This window comes from Ancylothrix sp. D3o, assembly GCF_025370775.1.
GTDB lineage: Bacteria > Cyanobacteriota > Cyanobacteriia > Cyanobacteriales > Oscillatoriaceae > Ancylothrix.
Genome location: NZ_JAMXEX010000005.1, coordinates 213177 through 237045, shown reverse-complemented (window position 1 = coordinate 237045; position 23869 = coordinate 213177). Strand labels below are relative to the sequence as shown.

General features: G+C 43.6%; 16 protein-coding genes. 10 read left to right on the top strand and 6 right to left on the bottom strand.

Annotated elements, in window-relative coordinates; genetic code table 11:
* Positions 1-974 (bottom strand): calcium-binding protein (locus NG798_RS12245; RefSeq protein WP_317619590.1); only part of this gene is annotated, 974 nt, incomplete at its 3' end.
* Positions 975-1002: 28 nt separating this feature from the next.
* Between NG798_RS12245 and NG798_RS12240 the strand changes: the two genes are divergently transcribed.
* Positions 1003-1374: a hypothetical protein gene (locus NG798_RS12240; RefSeq protein WP_261222916.1), complete on the top strand. Its 372-nt coding sequence runs from the start codon at positions 1003-1005 to the stop codon at positions 1372-1374.
* A 244-nt stretch (positions 1375-1618) separates the two neighbouring features.
* Here the strand turns inward: NG798_RS12240 and NG798_RS12235 are convergent, their stop codons facing one another.
* The 3 genes from NG798_RS12235 to NG798_RS12225 all read right to left on the bottom strand — a co-directional run bounded on the left by NG798_RS12235 (position 1619) and on the right by NG798_RS12225 (position 3931).
* Positions 1619-1717, bottom strand: a complete 99-nt coding sequence (locus NG798_RS12235; protein WP_261222914.1) for a photosystem II reaction center protein T — start codon at positions 1715-1717, stop codon at positions 1619-1621.
* 95 nt (positions 1718-1812) lie between these two features.
* Positions 1813-3339, bottom strand: a complete 1527-nt coding sequence (gene psbB / locus NG798_RS12230) for a photosystem II chlorophyll-binding protein CP47 (RefSeq protein ID WP_261222913.1) — start codon at positions 3337-3339, stop codon at positions 1813-1815.
* 241 nt (positions 3340-3580) lie between these two features.
* Complete coding sequence (locus tag NG798_RS12225; protein WP_261222911.1) at positions 3581-3931, bottom strand: hypothetical protein; 351 nt, start codon at positions 3929-3931, stop codon at positions 3581-3583.
* 176 nt (positions 3932-4107) lie between these two features.
* Here NG798_RS12225 and NG798_RS12220 point away from each other — a divergent pair, with 176 nt between their 5' ends.
* The 9 genes from NG798_RS12220 to NG798_RS12180 all read left to right on the top strand — a co-directional run bounded on the left by NG798_RS12220 (position 4108) and on the right by NG798_RS12180 (position 22588).
* Complete coding sequence (locus NG798_RS12220; RefSeq protein ID WP_261222908.1) at positions 4108-8442, top strand: ATP-binding protein; 4335 nt, start codon at positions 4108-4110, stop codon at positions 8440-8442.
* A gap of 83 nt (positions 8443-8525) precedes the next feature.
* Complete coding sequence (locus tag NG798_RS12215; RefSeq protein ID WP_261222906.1) at positions 8526-12869, top strand: PAS domain-containing protein; 4344 nt, start codon at positions 8526-8528, stop codon at positions 12867-12869.
* A 205-nt stretch (positions 12870-13074) separates the two neighbouring features.
* Positions 13075-14103 (top strand): PleD family two-component system response regulator, encoded by a 1029-nt coding sequence (locus NG798_RS12210; protein ID WP_261222904.1) that lies wholly within the window; start codon positions 13075-13077, stop codon positions 14101-14103.
* Positions 14104-14253: 150 nt separating this feature from the next.
* The gene (locus NG798_RS12205) at positions 14254-14874 is read left to right on the top strand and encodes a hypothetical protein (RefSeq protein WP_261222902.1); all 621 of its coding nucleotides are present in this window, start codon (positions 14254-14256) and stop codon (positions 14872-14874) included.
* Positions 14875-15275: 401 nt separating this feature from the next.
* On the top strand, positions 15276-17198 hold the full coding sequence (gene mnmG / locus NG798_RS12200; protein WP_261222900.1) for a tRNA uridine-5-carboxymethylaminomethyl(34) synthesis enzyme MnmG: 1923 nt from the start codon (positions 15276-15278) through the stop codon (positions 17196-17198).
* A gap of 236 nt (positions 17199-17434) precedes the next feature.
* Complete coding sequence (locus tag NG798_RS12195) at positions 17435-18721, top strand: hypothetical protein (RefSeq protein ID WP_261222898.1); 1287 nt, start codon at positions 17435-17437, stop codon at positions 18719-18721.
* Between the two features lie 60 nt (positions 18722-18781).
* Positions 18782-19363, top strand: a complete 582-nt coding sequence (locus NG798_RS12190; RefSeq protein WP_261222896.1) for a TIGR04376 family protein — start codon at positions 18782-18784, stop codon at positions 19361-19363.
* 187 nt (positions 19364-19550) lie between these two features.
* Positions 19551-21587, top strand: coding sequence for an NAD-dependent DNA ligase LigA (gene ligA, locus NG798_RS12185; RefSeq protein ID WP_261222894.1), 2037 nt, complete (start codon positions 19551-19553; stop codon positions 21585-21587).
* Positions 21588-21664: 77 nt separating this feature from the next.
* A complete protein-coding gene (locus tag NG798_RS12180) occupies positions 21665-22588 on the top strand; it encodes a DMT family transporter (protein ID WP_261222892.1) in 924 nt (307 codons plus the stop codon).
* Between the two features lie 26 nt (positions 22589-22614).
* Here the strand turns inward: NG798_RS12180 and NG798_RS12175 are convergent, their stop codons facing one another.
* Both NG798_RS12175 and NG798_RS12170 read right to left on the bottom strand, forming a co-directional pair.
* Entirely contained in the window at positions 22615-23376 is a 762-nt protein-coding gene (locus NG798_RS12175) for a sensor histidine kinase KdpD (protein ID WP_261222891.1), read from the bottom strand.
* A complete protein-coding gene (locus NG798_RS12170; protein ID WP_261222890.1) occupies positions 23366-23653 on the bottom strand; it encodes a hypothetical protein in 288 nt (95 codons plus the stop codon). The genes NG798_RS12175 and NG798_RS12170 overlap by 11 nt, the downstream gene beginning before the upstream one ends.
* Positions 23654-23869: the final 216 nt, after the last annotated feature.

The window sequence follows — 23869 nt, the reverse complement described above, 5'->3', positions numbered from 1 at the left end:
GTGGGATCTGGTGTGGGATCTGGTGTGGGATCTGGTGTGGGATCTGGTGTGGGATCTGGTGTGGGATCTGGTGTGGGATCTGGTGTGGGTGCCGGTGTTGGGTTTGGTGTTGGTGCCGGTGTTGGGTTTGGTGCCGGTGCCGGTGTTGAAGCAGCCAACCCTACAAAATCACTACGCTCAATTGTAGCCGCTTCTATGCCCCGTAAAATTGATAAATAGTGCCCGGAAACCGTTTCTTGAATAATGCTAAACCCAGCATACTCACCAGTACCGGCAAAAATCCTTAATTGCTCAAAAGTTAATCCACCCAGGATTTCAATTTTATCTTGACCTTTGACAAAATCTGTGATCGAGTCTGCCTGCTCTATTGAAGCTCCGCCTGTTGATAAAATTCCAGCGATATCTCTGCGTAAGCCTATCACAAAGGTATCATTTCCAGAAGCGCCTGTTAGGGTATCTGTCCCTAAGTCTCCAACAAGCCGGTCGTCTCCCATATCTCCTGATAAGATATCGTTACCGGCTCCACCATTAAGCGTATCATTACCTTTTCCACCGGCTAGGGTATCGGTGCCGGTGTTTCCGAAAAGTTGATCTTCTCCACCATTACCGAAAATTAAATCATCCCCGGCACCGCCGATGAGTACGTCTTGCCCGTTACTATCATTATTGCTGCCGTCAGAACTTCCGCCAAATAAAGTATCGTTGCCTAGCTCACCATTAACTGTATCATTGCCAAGATCGCCAGAAACTTGATCATTATCCGCGCCTCCCTGTAAGAGGTCGTTTCCGCGTCCCCCCCGTAGGGTATCATTGCCTTGATTGCCAAATACTAAGTCATCGTCTGCATTGCCAAACAGCAGATCGTCATTAATATAGCCGAGTAAGATATCATTGCCGGCTTTTCCACTAAGGATATCTGCATCTATTGTGCCTATTAAAATATCGTTATTGCCGGTGCTTTGTTGTTGAGACATGAATTTGTCGAGTGTAGAGTGTAAGATTTTGAACAATTTAAATGCACCTAACAAGCAGGACGAAAGGAAAGTCAAACCTCAAAAGCTCTTAAATTTACCGCTTAAGCTTGTACGTTTGCTGAATTTCTCAGTTTTTCTGCCTTTAGACATATTATTACTCAGTCTTTGGGAAGATGACAACAAAAAAGATGTCGGAATTGTCGGATCTTTTTGGGCAAAGATGTCGGAATTGTCGGATCTTTTGGAAAAAGGACTAATTTTAAGTATAAATACTCTTGACAAATCGTCTAATATCTTGTTAATAAGCAAAAAGATTGTCATCAAGAATAAGCAAACAGAAAGACAAAACAAATTAATTTTTGAAAAACCGGCCTCTAATAAAGAAGAGGAGAAGGCTTGACATCCATCCCCCAGCCATGCTATGCTAAAATTGATAAGGAAGAACTATCTTGCAAACAAAAGAAGAGTGCGACAGCCTCCCTCCACCATTGCTTGCCGAGAGAATTTAATAGAAAAGATATTTTACCAAACAAACAAAAACCAGAGCCGGTTTTGCACTGCTCTGGCGGGGTATTTTCCAAAATTGTATTCCTGAACCGGCCTCATAGAGGGAGTCAGGAATAATCAGAAAACAGAGAAGAGGCTTATTTTTTCTCGATCCGGGGGGGTTCCCGAAATGCGATAGCAAAAAATAGTAAGCCGATAGTCATTGCCAAAATTAGAACGTAAACAAAGCTTTCCATTTGCGGATTCTCTCAGGAGCTAATTAGTTACCAAGATACTTTTATTTGAGTGTAGAGACACTACCAAGAGCGCCTCTACACCAATCAAACAGGGTCTATACTTCTTGCTTACGAGTCGTGGTATCACCGAGTTTCTGGAACAGACCAAACTCGACTTGTTCGGAGAGTTCGGGGTCAACACCAGCAAACACATCGCGGAAGATGGTGCGGGTGCCGTGCCAAATGTGTCCAAAGAAGAACAACAACGCAAAGCAAGCGTGGCCGTAGGTGAACCAACCGCGAGGGCTGGTGCGGAACACACCATCAGAGTTGAAAACTTCGCGGTCGAAGTCGAAGATTTCGCCTTGTTGAGCTTTACGGGCAAATTTCTTGACTGTGGAGGGGTCATCGAAGGTTTGACCGTCGAGTTCACCACCATAGAAGCTGACACTTACACCGGCTTGCTCAAAGTTGTATTTAGACTCAGCGCGACGGAAAGGAATGTCGGCGCGGAGTACACCGTCTTTGTCAACCAAAAGCACGGGGAAAGTTTCAAAGAAGTTGGGGATGCGGCGAACAAATAATTCGCGTCCTTCACCATCTTTAAATACGGCGTGACCTTGCCAACCTTTGGCTAAGCCGTCGCCATTGTTCATTGGGCCTACACGGAACAGACCGCCTTTTGCGGGGTTGTTGCCAACGTAGTCATAGAAAGCCAGTTTTTCAGGAATTTCTTCGTAGGCTTGGGCTTGGTTTTGGCCTTCTGCCAGACTGGTTTCTACGCGGCGCTGAATTTCTTGTTGGAAGTAGCCGTTATCCCACTGATAGCGGGTGGGGCCAAACAATTCGATGGGGGTGGCTGCTGAGCCATACCACATGGTGCCGGCGACAACAAAGGCTGCAAAGAAAACCGCAGCGATACTGCTGGAGAGCACAGTTTCGATGTTACCCATCCGCAGAGCGCGGTAGAGGCGTTCTGGGGGACGGACGCTGAGGTGGAACAAACCAGCAATAATGCCTACAATACCAGCGGCGATGTGGTGAGCGACGATACCACCGGGGTTGAAGGGGTTAAAACCTTCTGGCCCCCAAGCGGGTGCGACTGCTTCAACGTGGCCCGTGAGTCCGTAGGGGTCAGAAACCCACATACCGGGGCCAAATAGACCGCTGAGGTGGAAGGCTCCGAAACCGAAGCAAAGTAGACCGGATAAAAACAGGTGAATGCCGAACATTTTCGGCAGGTCGAGGGCCGGTTCGCCGGTGCGGGGGTCTCTGAAGAGTTCGAGATCCCAATATACCCAGTGCCAGCAGGCGGCTAAAAATAGCAACCCGGACAAGATAATGTGGGCGGCGGCTACGCCTTCAAAACTCCAGAAGCCGGGGTCAACGGCGGTTTCGCCGGTGATGCTCCAACCACGCCAAGAGCCGGTGACTCCCAAACGTGCCATAAAGGGCATGACGAACATCCCCTGACGCCACATGGGGTTGAGGACGGGATCGCTGGGGTCAAAAATGGCGAGTTCATAGAGGGCCATAGAGCCGGCCCAGCCCGCGACGAGGGCGGTGTGCATTAAGTGTACTGCAATCAACCGGCCTGGGTCATTCAGGACGACTGTGTGTACTCGGTACCAGGGTAGTCCCATTGACTACGACTCCTCCTCAATTAGCGATGTTTGGTTAAACTTTATCAATTTTCTGATTATGCGCGGCTGTCTTAACTGTCGGCAATTTTTACCGCAAGTTTTGCTTGGGTTTGGTTGCGGGCTGTTTGACAAGACTACGCTCGAAAATGAGTAGTATTTAAAGAAGTGTAACCATTGAGGGGCTCGAATGCAAGCCGGTTGTTTATTTTCGTGGCTCGGATCGGGATTTTTACTCTATTTATTAATTTTGCGGTTTGGGGTTGTCGATAAATTCAAGGATGCCGCCGGTTTGGCAAAGGGCGGCTGTTGAGCAAAGTCTTTCAATGACTTGATCTGCGGTGATTAGGCGTTTGAGGACGACTTGGGCGAAGGGTTGGGCTTCTGGATCGCTGGGCGGTAAGATGGGTTTGACTTCTACCATGAGAACGGCTTCTTCAACGCGGTAAAGCCAAAGTTTTTCGCCGGTTTCGAGTAAGCAGAGGTTGAGTCGTTGGATGTCGGCTGGTCGTCTCCAGGCGAGTTCGTTCCACAGTCCTTCGGCTGTCCATACTCGCCCGATTGTCCATCCTTCGGTTAAGAAAAAGTATTTCACAAGTGTTGTTGTTTGAAGTTGGTTTCCTAAAATTATCGCTTTTCATTGTTCAAGAGTCAGGTTTTTGCCGGCTTTGGGTGGGAGAGGGTTTCAAGGCTTTTGGATGAGTTGGGGAAAGTGATTTTTTTGGAAAAATCCAATTACACTTTTATTATCTTTAAAAAAAATGACAATTCGTGGTTGGTAGCAAGATTGTTAAATTTAATTTACGAACCGTTCTAATCGTTCCTTTTGTGCTGCAAACGCTGGCGGCGGTTGGATTGGTGGGATATTTTTCTTATAAAAACGGGCAGCAAGCTGTTGAAGACTTGGCTAATCAATTGATGAATGAGGTATCAGGACGAATCACTGATCGCCTTGATAGATACTTTGAGGCACCACACCAAGTTATTGAAGCAAACCGGCTTGCTGTAGAGCAGGAGACTTTAAATATAAAAGATTTTGAGCAATTGCGAAAACAGTTTTGGCAGCAGATGATCGTGTATCAATCGATTTCGTCGATTACTTTCTGGAATGAGCAACAAGAATATATTAGTTATGCACGGATTCATTCTGAGGAAATACGCGAACAAGTCCGAAGCTTAATGGGACATAATGCGACGATTGGTAGCCGCTACTTGAGTAAAATGACAAATGCCGAAGCCGGTCTACGGAAATTTTATTCGGTTGACTCTTTTGGTAATCCTGAAAAATTGCTTTATACATTGGCTGACGATTTTCGGAAATTGCCTTGGTATCGCCATGCAAAAGCTGTGGGAAAGCAAACTTGGACACCGATTTTTGTTTACCGAGCAGGGCTTAGTTTAGGAATGATCGCTGCAATGCCGGTTTATGATCGGGGGGAACAATTGCAAGGCTTTTTTACTTCGGATGTTCCTCTAGGTAATATTAGTACCTTTCTCAATCAATTGCGTTTTTCTCGCTCAGGAAAAGCTTTTATTATTGAGCGTTCGGGTGATTTGGTGGCGACATCTACATTAGAAAAGGCTTATTATCTGCCAACGCCGGCTGATTCTCAGAGATTACCTATGCTGAATAGTCAAGATAGGCAAACGCGCGAAATTGCCGAACAATTAGCAAGCAAATTTGGTTTTGAAAATTTACAACAACCAAAAAAATTTTCTTTTGTCAGCAGCAATGGGGAAAGACAATTTGTGCAGATTTTTCCCTATCGAGATCGGTTTGGTTTAGATTGGATAATGATTATTACTGTCCCTGAGTCGGATTTTATGGGGCGGATTAATGACAATACTCGCCTGACAATCTTGCTTTGTTTTGCTACGTTTATGGGGGCGATTGTTATTGGGATTTTAACGGCTCGCTGGATAACGCGACCGATTTTGCGTTTAAATGCGGCGGCAAAAAATATCACTTTTGGGGAATTTCAAGGCAATATTCCGGTGATGGGTGCTGAGGAAGTGGGGGAGTTAACGGTTTCTTTTAATCGCATGGCTCAGTCGCTTAAGGAGTCTTTTGAGGCGCTTAAAGAAAGTCATAAAAAGTTCTCTACGCTTTTAGAGGCGGTTCCTATTGGTGTATCGGTTTTTGATGCAAAGGGGCAGATTATTGTTGTTAATAATATAGGCCGAAAGATTCTTGATAAGGGCGTGGTTTTTGATTTGCCAGCGGCGGCAATTTCACAAGCTTATCAAATATACAAAAGTGGGACAAATGAGCTTTATCCTGCTGAGGAATTGCCGGCTTTCCGGGCTTTGGCTGGGGAAATTGTTGTGGCGGATGATCTTGAAGTTCGGCGCAGTGATGGGGTAGTGATTCCTTTGGAAGTACGGGCTAGTCCTGTGTTTAATAAAGAAGGGGTTGTGATTTATACAATTAATGCTTTTGTGGATATCAGCGAACGCAGAAAAACGCAGCAAATTTTGGCAGATTACAATCGCACTTTAGAAGCGCAAGTACAAGATAGAACTGAGGCTTTACAGCGGAGTGAATCTCAAATTGAGGCATCAAAAGCGAAGTTAAATGATATTTTGAATAATGCGATTGCCGCGATTAGCAGTTTGCGGGTGTTTGAGGATGAGAATTGGGAAATTGCTCATATTGCTGCCGGCTGTGAGGCGATTTCTGGCTATACTTCCCAAGAATTAATAGCTGATAAAGACCTCTGGGCAAGTCGGATTGTGAGGGAAGATTGGCAGGCGGTGTCAGAGGTTTTATATGCTGATATTTTCGCGGAGCGAACGGGAAATTATGAATATCGATTTTTGCATAAAGATGGCAGTTTACGTTGGATTTCTCAAACAAATAATTCCCGCTGGGATGAAGGGCAAAACGGCTGGATTGTGACTGTTATTTCTTTAGATATAACGGCTCGCAAAGGTGCAGAGATAGCTTTACGAGAAGCTTTAGAACGCGAAAAAACGATGCGCCAAGTGACACAAAAAATGCGAGAAACTTTTGATTTGGACACTATTTTTCGGACTGTGACTGAGGAATTACGCCAAACGTTGGGATGTTCGCGTGTTAGTGTTTACCGCTTTTTTGCTGATTATAGTGGCGAATTTATTGCGGAGTCTGTTGCTGAGGGCTGGGTGCCGCTGGTGGGTGATAATATTAAGCAGGTTTGGGAAGATTCTTATTTACAAGAAACTCAAGGTGGGCGTTATCGCTATCAGGAAACTTTGGCGGTGAAGGATATTTATAATGCGGGGTTAACTGATTGTCATATTAAATTATTAGAGCAGTTTCAAGCGCGTTCTTTTTCTGTGGTTCCTGTGGCTGCTGTTGAAAATTTATGGGGTTTATTGACTGCTTATCAAAATAATATGCCCCGCGATTGGAAAGAGCCTGAAGTGCAAATGCTGGCTCAAGTGGGTATTCAGTTAGGGGTGGCTGTTCAACAAGCAGAATTGTTTGCAAAGGTTCAAAATCAATCTTTGCAATTGCAAGAAGCTGTGGAGGCTGCTAATGCTGCTTCTTTTGCTAAAAGTGCTTTTTTGGCGAATATGAGCCATGAGTTGAGAACGCCTTTAAATGCGATTCTTGGCTTTGCTCAATTAATGAGCGATAGTCAGGATATTTCGGAGGAACACCGAGAAAATATTGGGATTATTAACCGTAGTGGTGAACATTTGCTGACGCTGATTAATGATGTGCTAGATATGGCTAAGATTGAAGCGAATCGCACGACGGTTTATGAAGAAAGTTTTAATTTATTCGCTTTTCTTAATGATTTAGAGAAGATGTTTAGTTTGCGGGGGAGAGAGCAGAATTTACAGTTAATGTTTTCGGTTGGTGAGCAGGTTCCTGAATGGGTACGGACGGATGAAATTAAATTGCGGCAAGTTTTGATTAATTTGATGGGAAATGCGATGAAGTTTACGAAAGATGGGGGTGTTTGTCTGCGTGTAGGGGTGGGGGAATTTTTAGGTTTGCCGGTGGATATATCGGCTGAAGCTGAAGAGGAAAAACAACGGATAGAAAAGAGGGAAAAGATAAGACTTGGTTTTGAGATTGAAGATACCGGCTGTGGTATTCCTGAGAGGGAATTGGAAAGAATTTTTGAGCCGTTTTTGCAGACAAGAACCGGCCAAAAATCACAAGAAGGTACGGGTTTGGGTTTGCCGATCAGCCGCAAGTTTGTAGAGATGATGGGGGGTAAAATGACGGTTAGCAGTCAGGTGGGAAGCGGGAGTATTTTTAAGTTTGATATTGAGGTGGGTTTGGTAGAGAGTGGGAATCAGGATGTGGGGGAAATGCCAAGGCGGCGAGCGATTGGTTTGGCGGCGAATCAACCTGATTATCGCATTTTGATTGTTGATGATGAATGGAATAACCGGCAATTATTGGTTAAATTGCTTTGTCCGCTTGGTTTTAAAATTAAAGAAGCCAAAGATGGCTCTGAGGCGTTAAAATTATGGCAAAAGTGGGAACCGCAGATCATTTTTATGGATATGCGAATGGCAGGGATGCACGGTTTGGAGGCGACTCGTTTGATTAGAGCGAGGGAGGCGCAAATAGGGAGTAATTTGGGGATGGGTGCCGGTGTGGTGGCAGGGGAACCAAAAAACAGCGAAATGGGAGAGCAAGAAGATTTTTCAGAGTCTTCTGTTGGGAGTTGGTGTTTGTTAAGGAGTAAAACGGTAATTGTGGCGGTTACTGCCGGCAGTTTTGAGGCAGAAAAAAGGGCGATGTTAGAAGTGGGTTGTGATGAGGTGATCTGCAAGCCGTTTCGAGATTTGGAGATTCTTGAGAGTTTGTCTAAACATTTGGGTGTGTCTTATGTTTGGGAGTCAAAAGACCCAGAAAAAGTTTCAGTAATAACAAATTGGCGAAGTTTAAATTCAGCCGATTTTACTGGTGTAAATGCGGGTTTAGTTGATCGTTTAGAAATAGCGACGATCCGCGCTAGTTTGCACGAAATTTATGAGGTAATTGATGAGATTTCTCTTAGGAATGTTCAGTTAGCTGCAAAGCTGAAGGGTTTGGCAGACAATTTTGATTACACCAGTATATTAAAAGCCATTGAAATATCACGAACAATTAAGGAGTAAATTTAAAATTCTTGGGTGGTGGCATTGAAGTTGAGCAAAGTAGTTAAATTTCCGGTAATTTTTAGGTTAAAGGTGCTGAAACTATGAGACAAATTAAGAGCCAAGAAAAAGGCAATATTTTAGTGGTTGATGATGACTTAAATAGTCTACGCTTGTTGACAGATGTTTTGAGCCGACGGGGTTATGTGGTTCGGCCTATCGCCGATGGGAAGTTGGTTTTAAAAGCAGTTTTGGCGGAGGCTCCTGATCTAATTCTATTAGATATTATGATGCCTGATATAGGGGGATATGAAGTTTGTTCGCAGCTAAAAGATTCGGAAAAAACCTGCAATATTCCAGTAATTTTTTTGAGTGCTTTATCCGAAGCGTTTGATAAAGTGAAAGCTTTTTCTAAAGGGGGAGCAGATTATATAACAAAACCTTTTCAAGTAGAAGAAGTAATCGCTAGGATTGAGAATCAATTAAAATTTTGTAGGCTGCAAAAACAGCTTCAAGCACAAAATGAGCAGTTACAACAGGAGATTAAAGATCGTCATTTAATGGAAGAAAAGTTGCGGTCTTCCCAGCAGGAAATTCGCGCTTTTTTTGAAGCGATGGCCGATATTGTCTTGATTGTGGATGCGGATGGAAATGCGATCAAAGTGGCTCCAACAAATCCCGACAAATTATATCCTCCGGGGGCTAATATTTTGAATCAAACGGTGGAACAATTTTTTGGAGAAAATCGGGAAATATGCAGGCGACACGTTAGGCGTGCTTTAGAAAAACAGCAGGTTGTTAATTGGGAATATAGTTTAAGATTGGATGAGGAGGACGTGTGGTTCTCTGCGAGCATTGTGCCGAGTTCAGATAATACAGTGGCGTGGGTGGCGCGTGATATTAGTGAACGTTTTCGTGCCGAAGAAAATCTCAAAAAAAGTGAGGCAAATTTGGCGGCGGCTCAAAGGGTGGCTCATGTTGGTAATTGGGAATGGGATCTTGATACGGGAAAAGTTATTTGGTCTGAGGAAACTTTTCGCATTTTTGGTCTTGAGGCTGCCGATGGTGAACCCACTTTTGCAAATCTTTTGCAGCTCATTCATCGTGAGGAGCGAGGAATTTTTAAGAAAAGCATTTCCTTAGCAATTAAATCGACAAGTTCTGAGAAATTAGATTTGCGGATTTTGCTACCGGATGGGTCTATAAGAAATGTTGAAGCAAGAGCAGAAAGAATTAGTGATGAAAAAGGAAAAGCCAAAAAGCTTTTTGGAACGGTTTTAGATATTACAACTCGTAAGCAAGCAGAAGATGAAATGCGGCTGTTGTTGAAAGCAACGAAAGCTATTAGCCAAGCTCCTGATGTTGATAGTGCTTTAGCGATTGTTTTAAATTTAATTTGTCGGGCTATTAATTGGGATTTTGCAGAAGCTTGGGTGCCGGCAGAAGGTGGTGAGGTTTTAGAGCCTAGTTGGGGATGGTATGGCTGTGAACCGGCTTTAGAAGAATTCCGCCGTGTGAGTGAAAATCAGACTTTTGCTGCCAACGAAGGACTAGCAGGGCGAGTTTGGTTGTCTGGAGAAGCGGAATGGATGGAAGATGTTACGAGGGTAAAAAATTCGGCTTTTTTGCGAAGAGAAATTGCGGCAAAAGTGGGGTTAAAATCTGCTTTTGCGGTGCCGGTGGTAATGAATGACAAAGTGTTAGTGGTTTTAGTGTTTTTTAAGCGGCTGATGATTGCTAAAAATGAGCGCTTGCTAAATTTAACGGGTGGCGTGGCGGCGATGGTTAGTTCGTTGATTGGGCGAAAGCAAGCCGAAGATGCTTTGCGGACAAGTCAAGAACGTTTACAACTGGCTTTAGAAGGCAGTAATTTAGGTTTGTGGGATTGGAATCTTAAGACCGGCAAAATTTATCGAGATGCGGCTTGGAAGCAAATGCTCGGTTATGAAAAAAGCGAAACTTATGATGATTTAAAAAGCTTTGAAAAGTTGATACATCCCGAAGATGTGGCGATGGTAAATGAACTTTTAAATGCGTATTTACGAGGCGAAACAAGGTTTTATGAAGTGGAATTTCGGATGCGCTCAAAGTCGGGTGAGTGGAAATGGATTCTCAACCGAGGCAAAGTTTCTGAGCGTGATAGTCAGGGCCGGCCGGTGCGAATAACTGGGACGCACAAAGATATCAGTGATAGCAAAGCTTTAGAACAAGAACTTGCTTTGCGAGAAGCACGATTAAATGCTTTTTTCAACTGTGCTCCTGTAGGTATGAATATGTTAGACCGGCAACTGCGATTTGTGCAAATTAATGAACCCTTGGCAGAAATTAATGGTGTGCCGGCAGAGGAGCATATTGGCAAAACGCTGTGGGAAGTTGTGCCTAAAATGGCCCCGACTGTTGAATCAATCTATAGGCAAGTTTTGGAAACCGGCCTACCAATTCTTAATCAGGAAATCAGCACAGAATTGCCAAACCAACCGGGAGTAATGCGCCATTGGGTTGTATCTTATTTCCCGATTGCTGTTAAAGGTAAAGAGCCTTTTAACTTGGGATCTGTTGTGGTTGAAATTACAGATCGCAAACGCTCAGAATTAGAATTAAGGCTGGCAAAAGAACGCTTGCAATATCTCCTTTCTGCTAGTCCTGCGGTTATTTTTAGCTGCAAGGCTGATGGAAATTATGCCCCAACTTTTATGGGGGAAAATGTTAAAGCCATTCTCGGTTACGAGGCCGAGTATTTTGTCAATAATCCTGATTTTTGGGCAAATCATGTTTATCCAGAAAATTTGAATTTCCTTCAGTCCAAACCTGCTTTTTTGGATGACAGTTTTATCGGTTCCGAATATCGCTTTCGACATCAAAATGGTAATTATATTTGGCTTTATAGCGAATTAAAATTATTGCGAGATGCGGACGACAATCCTATTGAGTTTGTTGGGTATTTAATCGATATCACTGCTCGCAAAAAAGCCGAAGAAGCTTTGCAAAAAGCGGTTTTAGCTGCGGATGCGGCCAATAGAGCAAAAAGTGAGTTTCTCGCTAATATGAGTCACGAATTGAGAACGCCGCTCAATGCGATTTTGGGTTTTAGTCAACTATTGACGGCGGACAAGTCTTTATCGGCGGAATCTCAAAAAAATTTAGGAATTATTAATCGGGCGGGAGAACATTTACTAGCTTTGATTGATGATATTTTAGAACTCTCTAAAATTGAAGCCGGGAGAACGACTTTTAATGAAATCAGTTTTGATTTAACTCAACTTTTGAATATGCTTCTAAAAATGTTGGAATTAAAAGCGGCGGCGAAAAATTTGCAACTGATTTTTCAATGCGATGCCGGCATTCCAAAGTATGTTAAAACCGATGAGCGGAAGTTACGCCAAGTTTTGCTGAATTTGTTGGGAAATGCAATTAAATTTACCCAAACTGGCTGGGTGAGACTTGGCGTTTCTGTTGTTTCAAAAACACCAGAATTAAGCCCCAATCAAAAACTCCGCCTTCATTTTGAGGTAGAAGACACCGGCCCAGGAATTGATACTGAAGAAATTCATCTTTTATTTGAAGCTTTCGGGCAAACAGATAGCGGTTTAAAATCTCAGCAAGGAACCGGTTTAGGGTTGCCCATTAGTCAAAAATATGTGCAATTAATGGGGGGCAATATCAGTGTCACAAGCACGCCTGGTAAGGGAAGTTTATTTAGTTTTGAGATTGATTTAGGAACTGAGGCTGAGCAACAGCAGAATCCTAAGTTTGATCGCAAGGTAATAAATTTAGCCCCAAATCAACCTGAATATCGCATTTTAATTGCAGATGATGTGCCAGAAAGCCGCGATTTGCTTGTGAAAATTCTCGGCTCAATTGGCTTTTCTGTGTGGGAAGCTGAAGACGGCACAAAAGCAGTTCAACGTTGGCAAGATTGGCAGCCTCATTTGATTTTAATGGATATGAGAATGCCGGTGATGGATGGTTATGAAGCAACGCGACAAATTAGAGCCAAGGAGCAGGAAAAAAAGGAGATAACTAGCTTTTCTCCGATAATTTTTGCTTTGACGGCTAATGCTTTTGAGGAAGAACGCCAAAAGGTTTTATCTGCCGGCTGTGATGATTTTCTAAGCAAGCCTTTTCAGGTAGAATTTTTATTAGATAAAATTGGCCAATATTTAGGCATTCAATATCTATGGGACGAAGAAAGCGAGGAGGTTGAATGCCATACAAAAAATAGGCCAAATTTGACCGATTCTGATTTAAGGTTGTTATTATCTGAAATGCCGGCTCCCTGGGTGGCGCAGCTTTACGATGCTGCTTCTGAGTGCAGCGATGATAAGGTTTTAGAATTGCTGAAAAAAATCCCCTCCGCCAAGTCTGATCTGGCACAGGCTCTTACATATTTAGCAGAGGATTTCCAGTTTACTACCATTATGGAAGTGACGGAGGTTAGAAACGATTGAATCATCCTTTACCTATCTAACTCTGAGTTTCCTGTCGAGAAGTCAACTTGCTTGCTAACTAATTTGGTTTGGCTTAGCTAAAATATATTTGAAACAGACTAACAAAAAAGTTATAATCTATGTTAACTAAGTTTGGCTACCCCGTGCATCAAAATTGCTTTCTCTAAGATTGCTATTAATCCTTTAAATCCCCTTGAAATGCCAAATGATTAACAATGCTGAACTGCTACCAAAAAGCAACATTCTAGTGGTTGACGATACGCCCGATAACTTGCGGGTTTTATCTTCAATTTTTAAAGTTCGCGGCTATGAGGTTCGTAAAGCTTTGGATGCAAAGATGGCGCTTATCGCTTGTGAGAAGCTCTTGCCTGATATTATTTTGCTGGATATTAATATGCCGGAAATGAACGGGTATCAACTTTGTGAATATTTAAAATCTCGGAAAGAAACGCAAGATATCCCGATTATTTTTATTAGCGCATTAACCGATGCTTTTGACATTGTAAAAGGTTTCAAGTGTGGAGGTTCTGACTACATCACTAAGCCTTTTCATGTCGAAGAAGTGGTGGTAAGGGTGGAAAATCAACTAACGCTACAAAGGTTACAAATGCAATTAAAAAAACAAAATTCTCGGCTGCGTGAGGAGATCAAAAAACGCCGTTATGCTGAACAAGCTTTACAAGAAGCTAACGAAAGATTACAACAAATTGCTTGTTTAGATGGGTTGACGGCAATTTCTAACCGCCGACATTTTAATGATTGCTTAAACCGAGAATGGCTGCGAGCAGCGCGAGAGCAATTTTCTTTATCTTTAATTTTGTGTGATGTGGATTATTTTAAGCTTTATAATGATGCTTATGGCCATCTAGCGGGTGATACTTGTTTACATCAAATTGCCCAAGCAATTAAGGCGGCGATAAAACGTCCTGCGGATCTGGTGGCGCGTTATGGGGGAGAGGAGTTTGTCGTCCTTCTTCCTAATACCAATTTGGCCGGTGCGGAGCAAGTTGCTCGCAATATTCAGTTCGAGGTGCAACAGTTAAAAATTTCTCACTCTCACTCTCGTGTCAGCAATTTTATTACCGTGAGTTTGGGAATTTCTGCTAAAAATCCCTATGGCCAACAATCTCCTGAAATCTTAATTAAAGAAGCTGATAATGCGCTTTATCGTGCTAAGGAAGAGGGCCGAAATCGTTACTGTGCCTACCTAGAACATCCCCTAAGCTTAACTTAGTAAAATTTAGCTCTACATGATAATATAAAATGTTGAAAAAACCAGGGACAAGATGAGAAAGCAAATCAAATGCTTGCGTGATACTTGGCTTTTCTTCAGCTAGGATTTTTCAGAGCGTCGCTTGTTGTAACAAATTTTTAAGAGGCTTTTATGAAGTTTAATTTTTTGAATTTAAATGCTTTGCTGATGGGTGGTTTTGCTGTGGGGAGTTTGATTTTTTCTGACGTTGCTGTGGGGCAAAATCGGATTTTAGGTGATTGTGGCGGACAAAAATGTGAGCAGTTATTAACCCAGTTACAGCGCCGCTGGCCGGTTTGGGTGAGAAAATATCAATCTCAGTGTACCGGCAAAAATACTTTAGGTTTACAAGTGTATGCAAATTCCCCTCAAAATAAGCGGGTGGCTTTTAATTGTTGGGAACCAAAAAATGCAAATAATTCTCGGATGGGTAATGTTTTGGGAGTTTTGCCTTTTCCGGGTCACGAATCAAAATTTAAAAGTGAGTGGCAATGTTCGGATAAAGTTTGTAAGGATACTTTGGCAAAATTGCGAGGCCAATATGCTCAAAAACTTAAAGACTATGAATTTGAATGTGCGACTTTAAGCGGTGATTTGTTAATTAATCCTGTGGCGAATTCTAATAAGGTTGAAATTGAATGTGGTTTTTTTGCGGCGAATTTGTTTGATGATAATGGCGATGGTATTTCAGATGGAGATAGACAAACAACGGTAGGTAAAATTATGGGAACTTTGCAACTTCCAGGCCGGTAGTTGATTGCGTCGCCTGCGGTAAACATACCCGCCCCTACCTCACATTGAAAGATTGTAAAAGACTTTTCATAATTGCTATCTAGCCTTTTTATTAGGACTGGAAATCTGAAAAAGCCGGTTTCTTTTAGGAATCGGTTTTTTAAAATTCCGGCGGGTACTTCCTGCAACTGAAACCGGCTATAAATCAACCGAATTAATAATAACAGCAATCGCTTGTTCTTCTTTCTCACTCACCATTTTTTCGCCTTGGTTTTTTCCACGAGTCAAAATTTATGAGAATTATGCTTGAATTTGACTTGCATCTATGTTTCTAACTTCCTAGACTTTCTAATTTTTAACTTCCCACTAAAGCCGATTATAGAGCTAAAATAAAACAATATATTATCGCTCAAACCCAACCCATGACCCCACAAACAACAATTGAATTTATGGATGAATTTGATGTGGTGGTGGTGGGTGCCGGCCACTCTGGATGTGAGGCCGCACTCGCTACCGCACGTCTAGGATGTCGCACATTGTTACTAACGCTGAATCTCGATAAAATTGCTTGGCAACCTTGTAACCCTGCCGTTGGGGGGCCGGCCAAATCACAACTCACTCACGAAGTAGATGCACTCGGTGGCGAAATTGGCAAAATGGCCGACCGCACTTATCTGCAAAAACGCATTTTAAACGCCTCACGCGGGCCGGCAGTCTGGGCTTTACGCGCCCAAACCGATAAGCGGGAATACGCCGCCGTAATGAAAAAAATCATCGAAAACCAAGAAAATTTATCTGTCCGCGAAGGCATGGTTACAGACTTGGTTTTAGGCAAAAACGATGAAATAATTGGAGTCGAAACTTACTTTGGTGTCGCCTTTGGTTGCAAAGCCGTAATTCTCACCACCGGCACATTTTTAGGCGGCAAAATTTGGGTAGGAAATAAATCAATGGCAGCAGGACGCGCCGGAGAATTTGCCGCCGTTGGTTTAACCGAAACTTTAAATCGTTTAGGCTTTGAAACCGGCCGGTTAAAAACAGGAACCCCCGCCAGAGTTGACCGGCGTTCCGTAGATTACAGCAAAATGGAACCGCAACCAGGCGACGAAAAAGTACGCTGGTTTAGCTTCGATCCTGAAGCTTGGATCGAACGCGAGCAAATGAATTGTTACCTGACTCGCACCACCAGCGAAACACACCGGCTGATCCGCGAAAACCTCCATTTATCACCTGTTTATGGTGGTTGGGTTGACGCCAAAGGGCCGCGATATTGCCCCAGCATAGAAGATAAAATTGTCCGTTTTGCCGACAAAGAAAGTCATCAAATTTTCATTGAACCCGAAGGTCGAGATATCCCCGAATTATACATTCAAGGATTTTCCACCGGCCTCCCAGAAAACCTGCAACTACAAATGCTGCGGAGTCTTCCAGGGTTAGAAAATTGCACCATGTTACGACCGGCTTATGCAGTCGAATACGACTATTTACCGGCCACCCAATGTTACCCAACCTTGATGACCAAAAAAATTCAAGGCTTATTTTGTGCCGGTCAAATTAACGGAACCACCGGCTATGAAGAAGCCGCCGCACAAGGGCTTGTAGCAGGAATTAACGCGGCGCGATTGGCAAAAAACCAAGAAATGATCATCTTTAAGAGAGAACAAAGTTACCTCGGCACTTTAGTCGATGATCTTTGTACAAAAGACCTACGCGAACCTTACCGAATGCTGACATCTCGCTCAGAATACCGGCTAATTTTGCGTTCAGATAATGCTGATGAACGCTTAACACCTTTAGGGCGAGAAATTGGCTTAATTGATGACCGCCGCTGGGAAATTTTCACCCGCAAATACACCAATATTGAAGCCGAAAAACAACGCCTCCAACAAACCCGAATCAAAGAACATGAGGATGTTGGTAAAGCCGTCTTCGCCGAAACTCAACAAGCAATCAAAGGCGCAATTACCCTCGCAGATTTACTACGCCGGCCAGGGGTACATTATACCACCTTAGAACGGCATGGTTTAGGAAATCCTGAATTAAATTCAGCCGAAAAAGAAGGAGCAGAAATAGACATCAAATATAGCGGATATATCCAACGCCAACAACACCAAATCGAGCAAATTGCTCGCCATGAAAACCGAAAACTGCCGGCAGATTTAGATTATGCCAGCATTGATACCCTCTCCAAAGAATCGCGGGAAAAATTAGCCAAAGTTAAACCCTTGACAATTGGACAAGCTTGCCGTATTGGGGGCGTCAATCCGGCGGATGTTAATGCCTTGTTGGTTTATTTAGAATTGCGGAATCGGCGCAGCGGCAGTGGCGAATTAGTGCCCGTGTGAACCTCTCCCCGCCAACCCCCTGCCCTCGTCAGGTAGGGGGAAATTCGCGCCTTGCCGACGAGGGAACCCTGCTAGAAGGTTAGGGGAGAGGCGAAATGTCATAATCTTTAAAAGAGTTGGCGAAAATCTAACTCTTGAGTAAATTGAATTGGTAAATTTTAAGAGTCCCCGGTGTCATAAATTTATTAAAGTGTGTGGGCTGGGGTAAGTTGAGGAGCAGTTTAATTGGGAAGCTTATGTCAAGGAAAGTTAGTACAGAACCGATAAAAATGACCACCGGCAGCGGGACACAAACCCAACTGCAAGGACAACACACCGGCCCAGAGATTGTAGAATCCTATGCCGAGCGCTTGATTAATGAGGTATTTGAAGACGTCGAGCGAGTGCTTGAAGGTGGCAGCTTGCCAAAACAACCGATCCGCACCGAATATGTCTCTGTACAAACCGTAACCGTTCCGCCGATAGTTTTGCCGACAACCGTAGTCATCCCTCCCAAAGAGGAGCCTGCTAAAGGCAAAACCGTTGAGGCAAAAGCCGTCAAGTCTGATGAAAAAGACGGTAACTCCTTTGATAAATGGTTGTTTGGTGGCGCCTGTGGAGCTTTGGCAATCACTTTGTTGTTGTGGTTGGCAAGTCGCAGCGAGTTACAACAACTGTTTGTGAAGGCTCCAGCACCCTCACCAGCAGCGGCACCGGCAGCACCACCGGCACCCCCCAACCCCAAAGCTGAGGCGGATGCAAAGTTTTCTCAATATCTGATTCAGTCGCTTGATGCTATTACCTCAAAACAAGTTGCTGTGCAGACAGCAGCCAAGCAGCCCGGTGTAGTGCCATCGCAGACGATTAATTTAGCGCCGTTGCCGATGTCTTTGAATTTGGCGGATGCGCCTTCTTTGGCACAAGCACTCAACAGGCTGGCAGACTCACTCAACAAAGTAGCGGTGCAGCCACCGGCCTCAACTTCAGCACCAGCAAAACCGCCAGTTGCTTCTCCTTTGCCGGTGGTTTCTGCCACGACGGTTGCCAAAGCACCAACACCGGCACCCACCACCAAGCCGGTAGCCTCGTCATCTCCCACCACGAAGCAAACCCCGACGCCGACTCCAACGGTGACACAAACCGTCACGGCTACACCAACTCCAACGGTGACACAAACGGTGACAGCTTCTCCCACACCGAGCCCGACAGTGACAGTTACGGTGACAGCTTCTCCCGAAGCCAATACCGCATCAATACCGGCACCGTCTATTACTTTACAGGCGTTGCCGACTTTGGATCCAATCCCAACGGAGACTGCTCCGCCGGTTGCCAGCACGCCGCTGTCGGTGTCTATCCTGCGCGGGACTTTGGAATTCGGAGAGCGCTCGGCAGCTTTGTTTGATATAGATGGTGTTCCCCGCCGTGTCTATGTCGGTGAGAGCATTGGTTCAAGTGGCTGGACGCTTGGAGAAGTTTCTCAAGACGGCGTGACAATTCGCCGTAATGGTGAAGTTCGCTCGATTGGTGTTGGTCAACAGTTGTAAAAGGGGCGGGCATGGGGGCATTGCCCCTACGCCCCCAGTCACCCAGAGGGAGTTTTTAAGATGAGTGTTTTTGATGATGTAAGCCGATTTCTGCAAATGCGATTAGATGAATTTTTGAAAAATAATCCTCATTTAGAATTTCAAGCATTAGATGAACAATTGCGCGAACAAGAAGAAGATACCTTGCGGTTAATTTTGGATTTGCAAAAGAAAGAAAAAGCGGTAAAAGACCAAATTCTCGGTACGGCAACCGATATCCAACGCTGGCATGAGCGTATTCAAAAAGCGCAAGCCGGAAACCGTCAAGATTTGGTGAAGGCGGCGCAAGAAAGAGAGTCGGCGCTGTTGCGGCAAGGCAATCAACTTTGGGGGCAAATGAAGGGGTTTCAAGAGCGGATGGTGAAGGCTAAAGAACTTTATAAACAAGTTCATACTTCGCGCCAAGAATTAAAGCGAAAAATGGCAGAGGTTTCGGCATCACGAGCGGCTCAAAAAGCTCAAGAATCTGCTCAAGATGCGGGCTGGAATGTTAATACTAAGAAGTATAGTTTTAGTAGTGGGCCTGATTCTTTGGAACAAGAGTTTAAAAACTGGGAAGCTGAGGAAGAGCTTAATAATATGAAGCGGAATATGGAGAAATAAAAATTAATTTTTTGAGAGGGGAGAATTTGTTAAGAAAATTGTTATGACCCCGTTGAGTGGGGTGGGGGTGAGCTTAGGAATATCTGATGATTTGATGTTATTGTGCGGGGGGGTAAAGCTACAATGCAGTTACGATAAGATGCAAAAAAGCCGGTGGGCAAAGTTCATCCTACAGGGGTAAAAATTTATGGCACAACCAACAGCAGAAATACAACAACGAGCCGAAAAACTACGCCGGGAAGTTCAAGAAGCAAGCTATGCTTATTATGTGCTGGATAACCCGATTATGGCCGATGAAGTGTACGACCGGCTTTATCGGGAATTGCAAGATTTAGAAATTCAATATCCCCAACTTATCACTCCCGATAGTCCGACTCAACGGGTGGGAGAAAAACCGGCTTCTCAATTTAATTCGGTTAAACATAATATTCCTCTTTATAGTTTAGAAAATGCTTTTAATATTGAAGAATTTACGCGATGGCAAGAACGATGGCAACGGGTGTATTCTGCTGATAAATTTGAATATGTTTGTGAGTTAAAAATTGATGGATCGGCCCTTGCTTTAACTTATGAAAATGGCATTCTTATCCGGGGGGCTACGCGAGGTGATGGCATCACCGGCGAAGAAATTACTCAAAATGTTAAAACTATTCGTTCTATCCCTTTGCGGTTGAATTTAGATAATCCTCCGCCACGAATTGAGGTGCGGGGAGAGGCGTTTTTGGGATTGGCAACTTTTGAGAAAATTAATGAGGAGAGAGCTAAAAAAGGTGAGCAGTTGTTTGCCAATCCTCGGAATGCGGCGGCGGGAACTTTGCGACAACTTGATTCAAGGATTGTAGCGGAGCGAAAATTAGATTTTTTTGCTTATACTTTGCAAATTCCTGATACTGATGATGAGGCGGTGGCGGCTAGGCAATTGGAATGTTTAGAAAAGTTAGAAGAAATGGGGTTTCGGGTTAATCCAAATCGTAAACTTTGTCAATCTTTGGGGGAGGTTGCAGAGTATTATGATGAGTGGAATACGGGCCGGTTAACGTTACCTTATATGACGGATGGGGTGGTGGTTAAAATTAATTCCGTAGCCCTACAAAAACGACTGGGTTTTACGCAAAAATTTCCTCGTTGGGCGGTAGCATTAAAGTATGCTGCGGAAGAAGCGCCGACATTGGTTGAAAATATTTCGGTGAATGTGGGGAGGACGGGGGCTCTGACTCCTTTGGCAGAATTAAAGCCGGTGCAATTGGCGGGGACAACGGTTTCGCGGGCTACTTTGCATAATATTGATTATGTTCAATCGCTGGATATTCGGGTTGGGGATACGGTGATTGTTCACAAGGCTGGGGAAATTATACCGGAGGTTGTGCGGGTTTTAAAAGAGTTGCGTCCAGAGAAAACTAAGCCTTTTGAAATGCCAAATCATTGTCCGGTTTGTGGTGAGCCGGTGTTTCGGGAAGGGGGGGAAGCGGTGACACGATGTGTGAATGCTTCTTGTGGGGCAATTTTACGGGGTGCTTTGGTACATTGGGCAAGTAGAGATGCGCTGGATATTAATGGTTTGGGTGAGAAAATTGTGGCGCAGTTTGTTGATAAAAAAGTGGTGACTTCTGTGGCGGATTTGTATTATTTAAGTGTGGATGATATTGCGCGAATGGAACGCATGGGGAAAAAATCCGCCCAAAAATTAATTGATGGGATAACTGCTTCTAAAAAGCAGCCTTGGGCGCGGGTTTTGTATGGGTTGGGTATTCGTCATGTGGGGAGTGTGAATGCTAAAACTTTGACGGAAAAGTTTAAAAATGTGGATCAATTAGCTGGGGCGAAAATTAGTGAGATTGAGGGGGTTTATGGGATTGGGTTTGAAATTGCTCAGGCGGTTTTTGATTGGTTTCGGGTGGAGGGAAATCAGCAGTTAATTGAGCGTTTAAAAGGGGCCGGTTTGCAATTGGCAAATCAAGAACCCACAGGCGTTAAAGAAGGGAAACCGGCGAAATTAGCTTTGTCTGGGAAAACTTTTGTGATCACCGGCACGCTGCCAAGTTTAAAGCGGGATGAAGCTAAGGCTAGGATTGAAAATGCGGGGGGAAAGGTAACAGGTTCTGTGAGTGCAAAGACTGATTATGTAGTTGTGGGTGAGGATGCTGGCTCGAAGTTACAAAAAGCTGAAGAGTTGGGAATCAGCCAATTGGATGAGGCGCAGTTGTTGCAATTGTTGGAAGATTGAATGGATTTTTAAAAAAAGTGTTGTTGTGAAAAATGCACATCAGCTTGTAGATAAAGGTTATTTTTTTGGGACAAAAAATGCAATTACATACAACTTCGGGGCGCTGGCGCTTGGGTTTGGCGTTGTCTTTAATGACGGTTTTTTTGTGGGGAGTTTTGCCGGTTGCTTTGTCGGTGACTTTGCAAAAACTTGATGTTTATACGGTGATTTGGTTTCGTTTTTTTGTTTCTTTTTGGGTTTTGGGGGCGTATTTAGCGGCGAGAAAACAATTGCCGTCGCCAGCAAAGTTAAGGCTAATTCCGCTTTCTTTGTTGGGGGTAGCAGTGGTGGGTTTGGCACTTAATTATGTGTTTTTTATGTTGGGTTTAAGTTTGACTACTCCGGGGAATGCTCAGGTTTTGATTCAGTTGGCTGCGGTGTTGATGGGGTTGGGGGGTTTGGTGATTTTTAAAGAACGTTATACGCTGCGTCAGTGGTTGGGTTTGAGTGTTTTGAGTTTGGGGTTTGTTTTGTTTTTTAATGAGCAATTGAGAAGTTTAGTTACGGCGCAGGGTAAATATTTGCTTGGCTCTGGAGCGCTGGTTTTGGGATCGTTAACTTGGGCGTTTTATGCGTTGGCGCAAAAGCAATTGTTGCAAAAGTTGCCATCAGCTAGTGTGATGTTGATTATTTATGGTAGTTGTGCGTTTTTGTTTATGCCTTTTGCAACACCGGCTCGTTTATTTTTGCTTTCGCCTTTGCAGTGGGGAATGTTGATTTTTGCGGCGCTTAATACGGTGTGTGCTTATGGCGCTTTTGCTGAGGCTTTGGAACATTGGGAGGCGTCGCGGGTTAGTGCTGTTTTGGCTTTGACTCCCATTGTTACTTTAATTTCTGTTTCCCTGGTTGCGTTTTGGGTGCCTGGTTTGTTGCCGGTGGAACGTATTACAATTTTAGCCGTTTTGGGGGCTGTTTTTGTGGTTGCCGGTTCGATGACGATTGCGTTAGGAAAAAGCCGGTAATCTTTTTTGGTGGGCAAAGCAACTGTCTACATTTTGATGGGTACTTCTACCATTAAACAAGTGTTATCTAGGTTGTTTATGACGGAAATTGAACCGCCGATATAGTTAGCTAATTTTTTGGCTAAGGGGAATACACTGGCGCTTTCATTGCCGATTTTGGTTTGCTTGGGAAAGGGATAAATTTTATTAAAACCTCTTTCTTGAAACCGAGAATAACTTACTTTTAGGCTTATTTTGCCTTTGTTTTCGCTGGCGCTAATGGTTATTTCTGCGTTGGGTGAACTGCTCTTACAAGCGTGTTTGAGCAACTCTGTTAAAATTCTTTCTAAATAGGAGACATCTGAGACAAATGTGGGGAGTGCTTCCTTAATTTTGGTTTGAAAACGCTGCCTCTGAGAGTTGCCTTGTACCTTCCACACCTCCAGCATATAAGGAATCCAATTTTGCAATTTTATTTCGCTTAACATTAAAGGTTCGGTGCCGTTTTCTAAGCGTTGTAACTCTAGCCAGTTATTAATTAAATTAAGCTGATCGTCGCAATGTTGTTTTAAATTTTCGAGATAAAAAATTAGTTTGTCTAGGACTGGCAAACGCTCGCAAGTTTTTGCATCAAACAAGTCTTCTTGTTCTAAGGCTGCTTCTAAGAAAACAAGCCACATTTTCATGCTTGCTAAAGGGGTGCGAAGTTCGTGGCAAAGTTGATTGAGAGAATCATCATTGATCAGATCATAGTTTGAGGGTGAGTTGCTAGGGCTATATTTTTGTTGTTGAGAGAAGTCAGTATTCATAAAATTTACCTTGGCTGATATTATCTGCTGAAGTTGTTAATTTTTGTCTGGTGTGTTTAACTTGCAATAAAATCGCCTGCAATTCCATCAACAACTGCCCTTGTCGGTCGCTTTTTTCTGTATGCTGCTTTTGGTTTTGCCAAGAGCTATTTTCTAGCAACCGGCCAGCCATTCTGCCCACCATCATTACCCCAAAAAGAAAGCTTGTTTTTGGGCGAATGCTTAAATGATGAGCAATTTTTTTTAAGGAAGGGTAACAACCTTTAAAATACTTCATAGTTGTTGGCAAAGCAGATGAAAATGCTTTAAGTTATCTATTAATAATTTTAAGGCTCTATCTCTGGTGTTGTCTCTACTCAAATAGGCGCATTTTTTGGACAAAACTTAAAGAAATTGCCAGGAATATACGAATAGCCAAACACAGCGATTAAATAAGGCAAATTACGACCATTTCCTAAGCGATTAGCCTTTTTAAATTTCCCTAAAAAAGTTA

What these genes read in the sequence shown, in the direction of transcription:
- NG798_RS12235 (WP_261222914.1), bottom strand. Translation starts at nt 1,717, where the DNA reads ATGGAAAGCTTTGTTTACGTTCTAATTTTGGCAATGACTATCGGCTTA.
- psbB (WP_261222913.1), bottom strand. Translation starts at nt 3,339, where the DNA reads ATGGGACTACCCTGGTACCGAGTACACACAGTCGTCCTGAATGACCCA.
- NG798_RS12215 (WP_261222906.1), top strand. Translation starts at nt 8,526, where the DNA reads ATGAGACAAATTAAGAGCCAAGAAAAAGGCAATATTTTAGTGGTTGAT.
- NG798_RS12210 (WP_261222904.1), top strand. Translation starts at nt 13,075, where the DNA reads ATGATTAACAATGCTGAACTGCTACCAAAAAGCAACATTCTAGTGGTT.
- NG798_RS12205 (WP_261222902.1), top strand. Translation starts at nt 14,254, where the DNA reads ATGAAGTTTAATTTTTTGAATTTAAATGCTTTGCTGATGGGTGGTTTT.
- mnmG (WP_261222900.1), top strand. Translation starts at nt 15,276, where the DNA reads ATGACCCCACAAACAACAATTGAATTTATGGATGAATTTGATGTGGTG.
- NG798_RS12195 (WP_261222898.1), top strand. Translation starts at nt 17,435, where the DNA reads ATGTCAAGGAAAGTTAGTACAGAACCGATAAAAATGACCACCGGCAGC.
- NG798_RS12190 (WP_261222896.1), top strand. Translation starts at nt 18,782, where the DNA reads ATGAGTGTTTTTGATGATGTAAGCCGATTTCTGCAAATGCGATTAGAT.
- ligA (WP_261222894.1), top strand. Translation starts at nt 19,551, where the DNA reads ATGGCACAACCAACAGCAGAAATACAACAACGAGCCGAAAAACTACGC.
- NG798_RS12180 (WP_261222892.1), top strand. Translation starts at nt 21,665, where the DNA reads ATGCAATTACATACAACTTCGGGGCGCTGGCGCTTGGGTTTGGCGTTG.
- NG798_RS12175 (WP_261222891.1), bottom strand. Translation starts at nt 23,376, where the DNA reads ATGAATACTGACTTCTCTCAACAACAAAAATATAGCCCTAGCAACTCA.
- NG798_RS12170 (WP_261222890.1), bottom strand. Translation starts at nt 23,653, where the DNA reads ATGAAGTATTTTAAAGGTTGTTACCCTTCCTTAAAAAAAATTGCTCAT.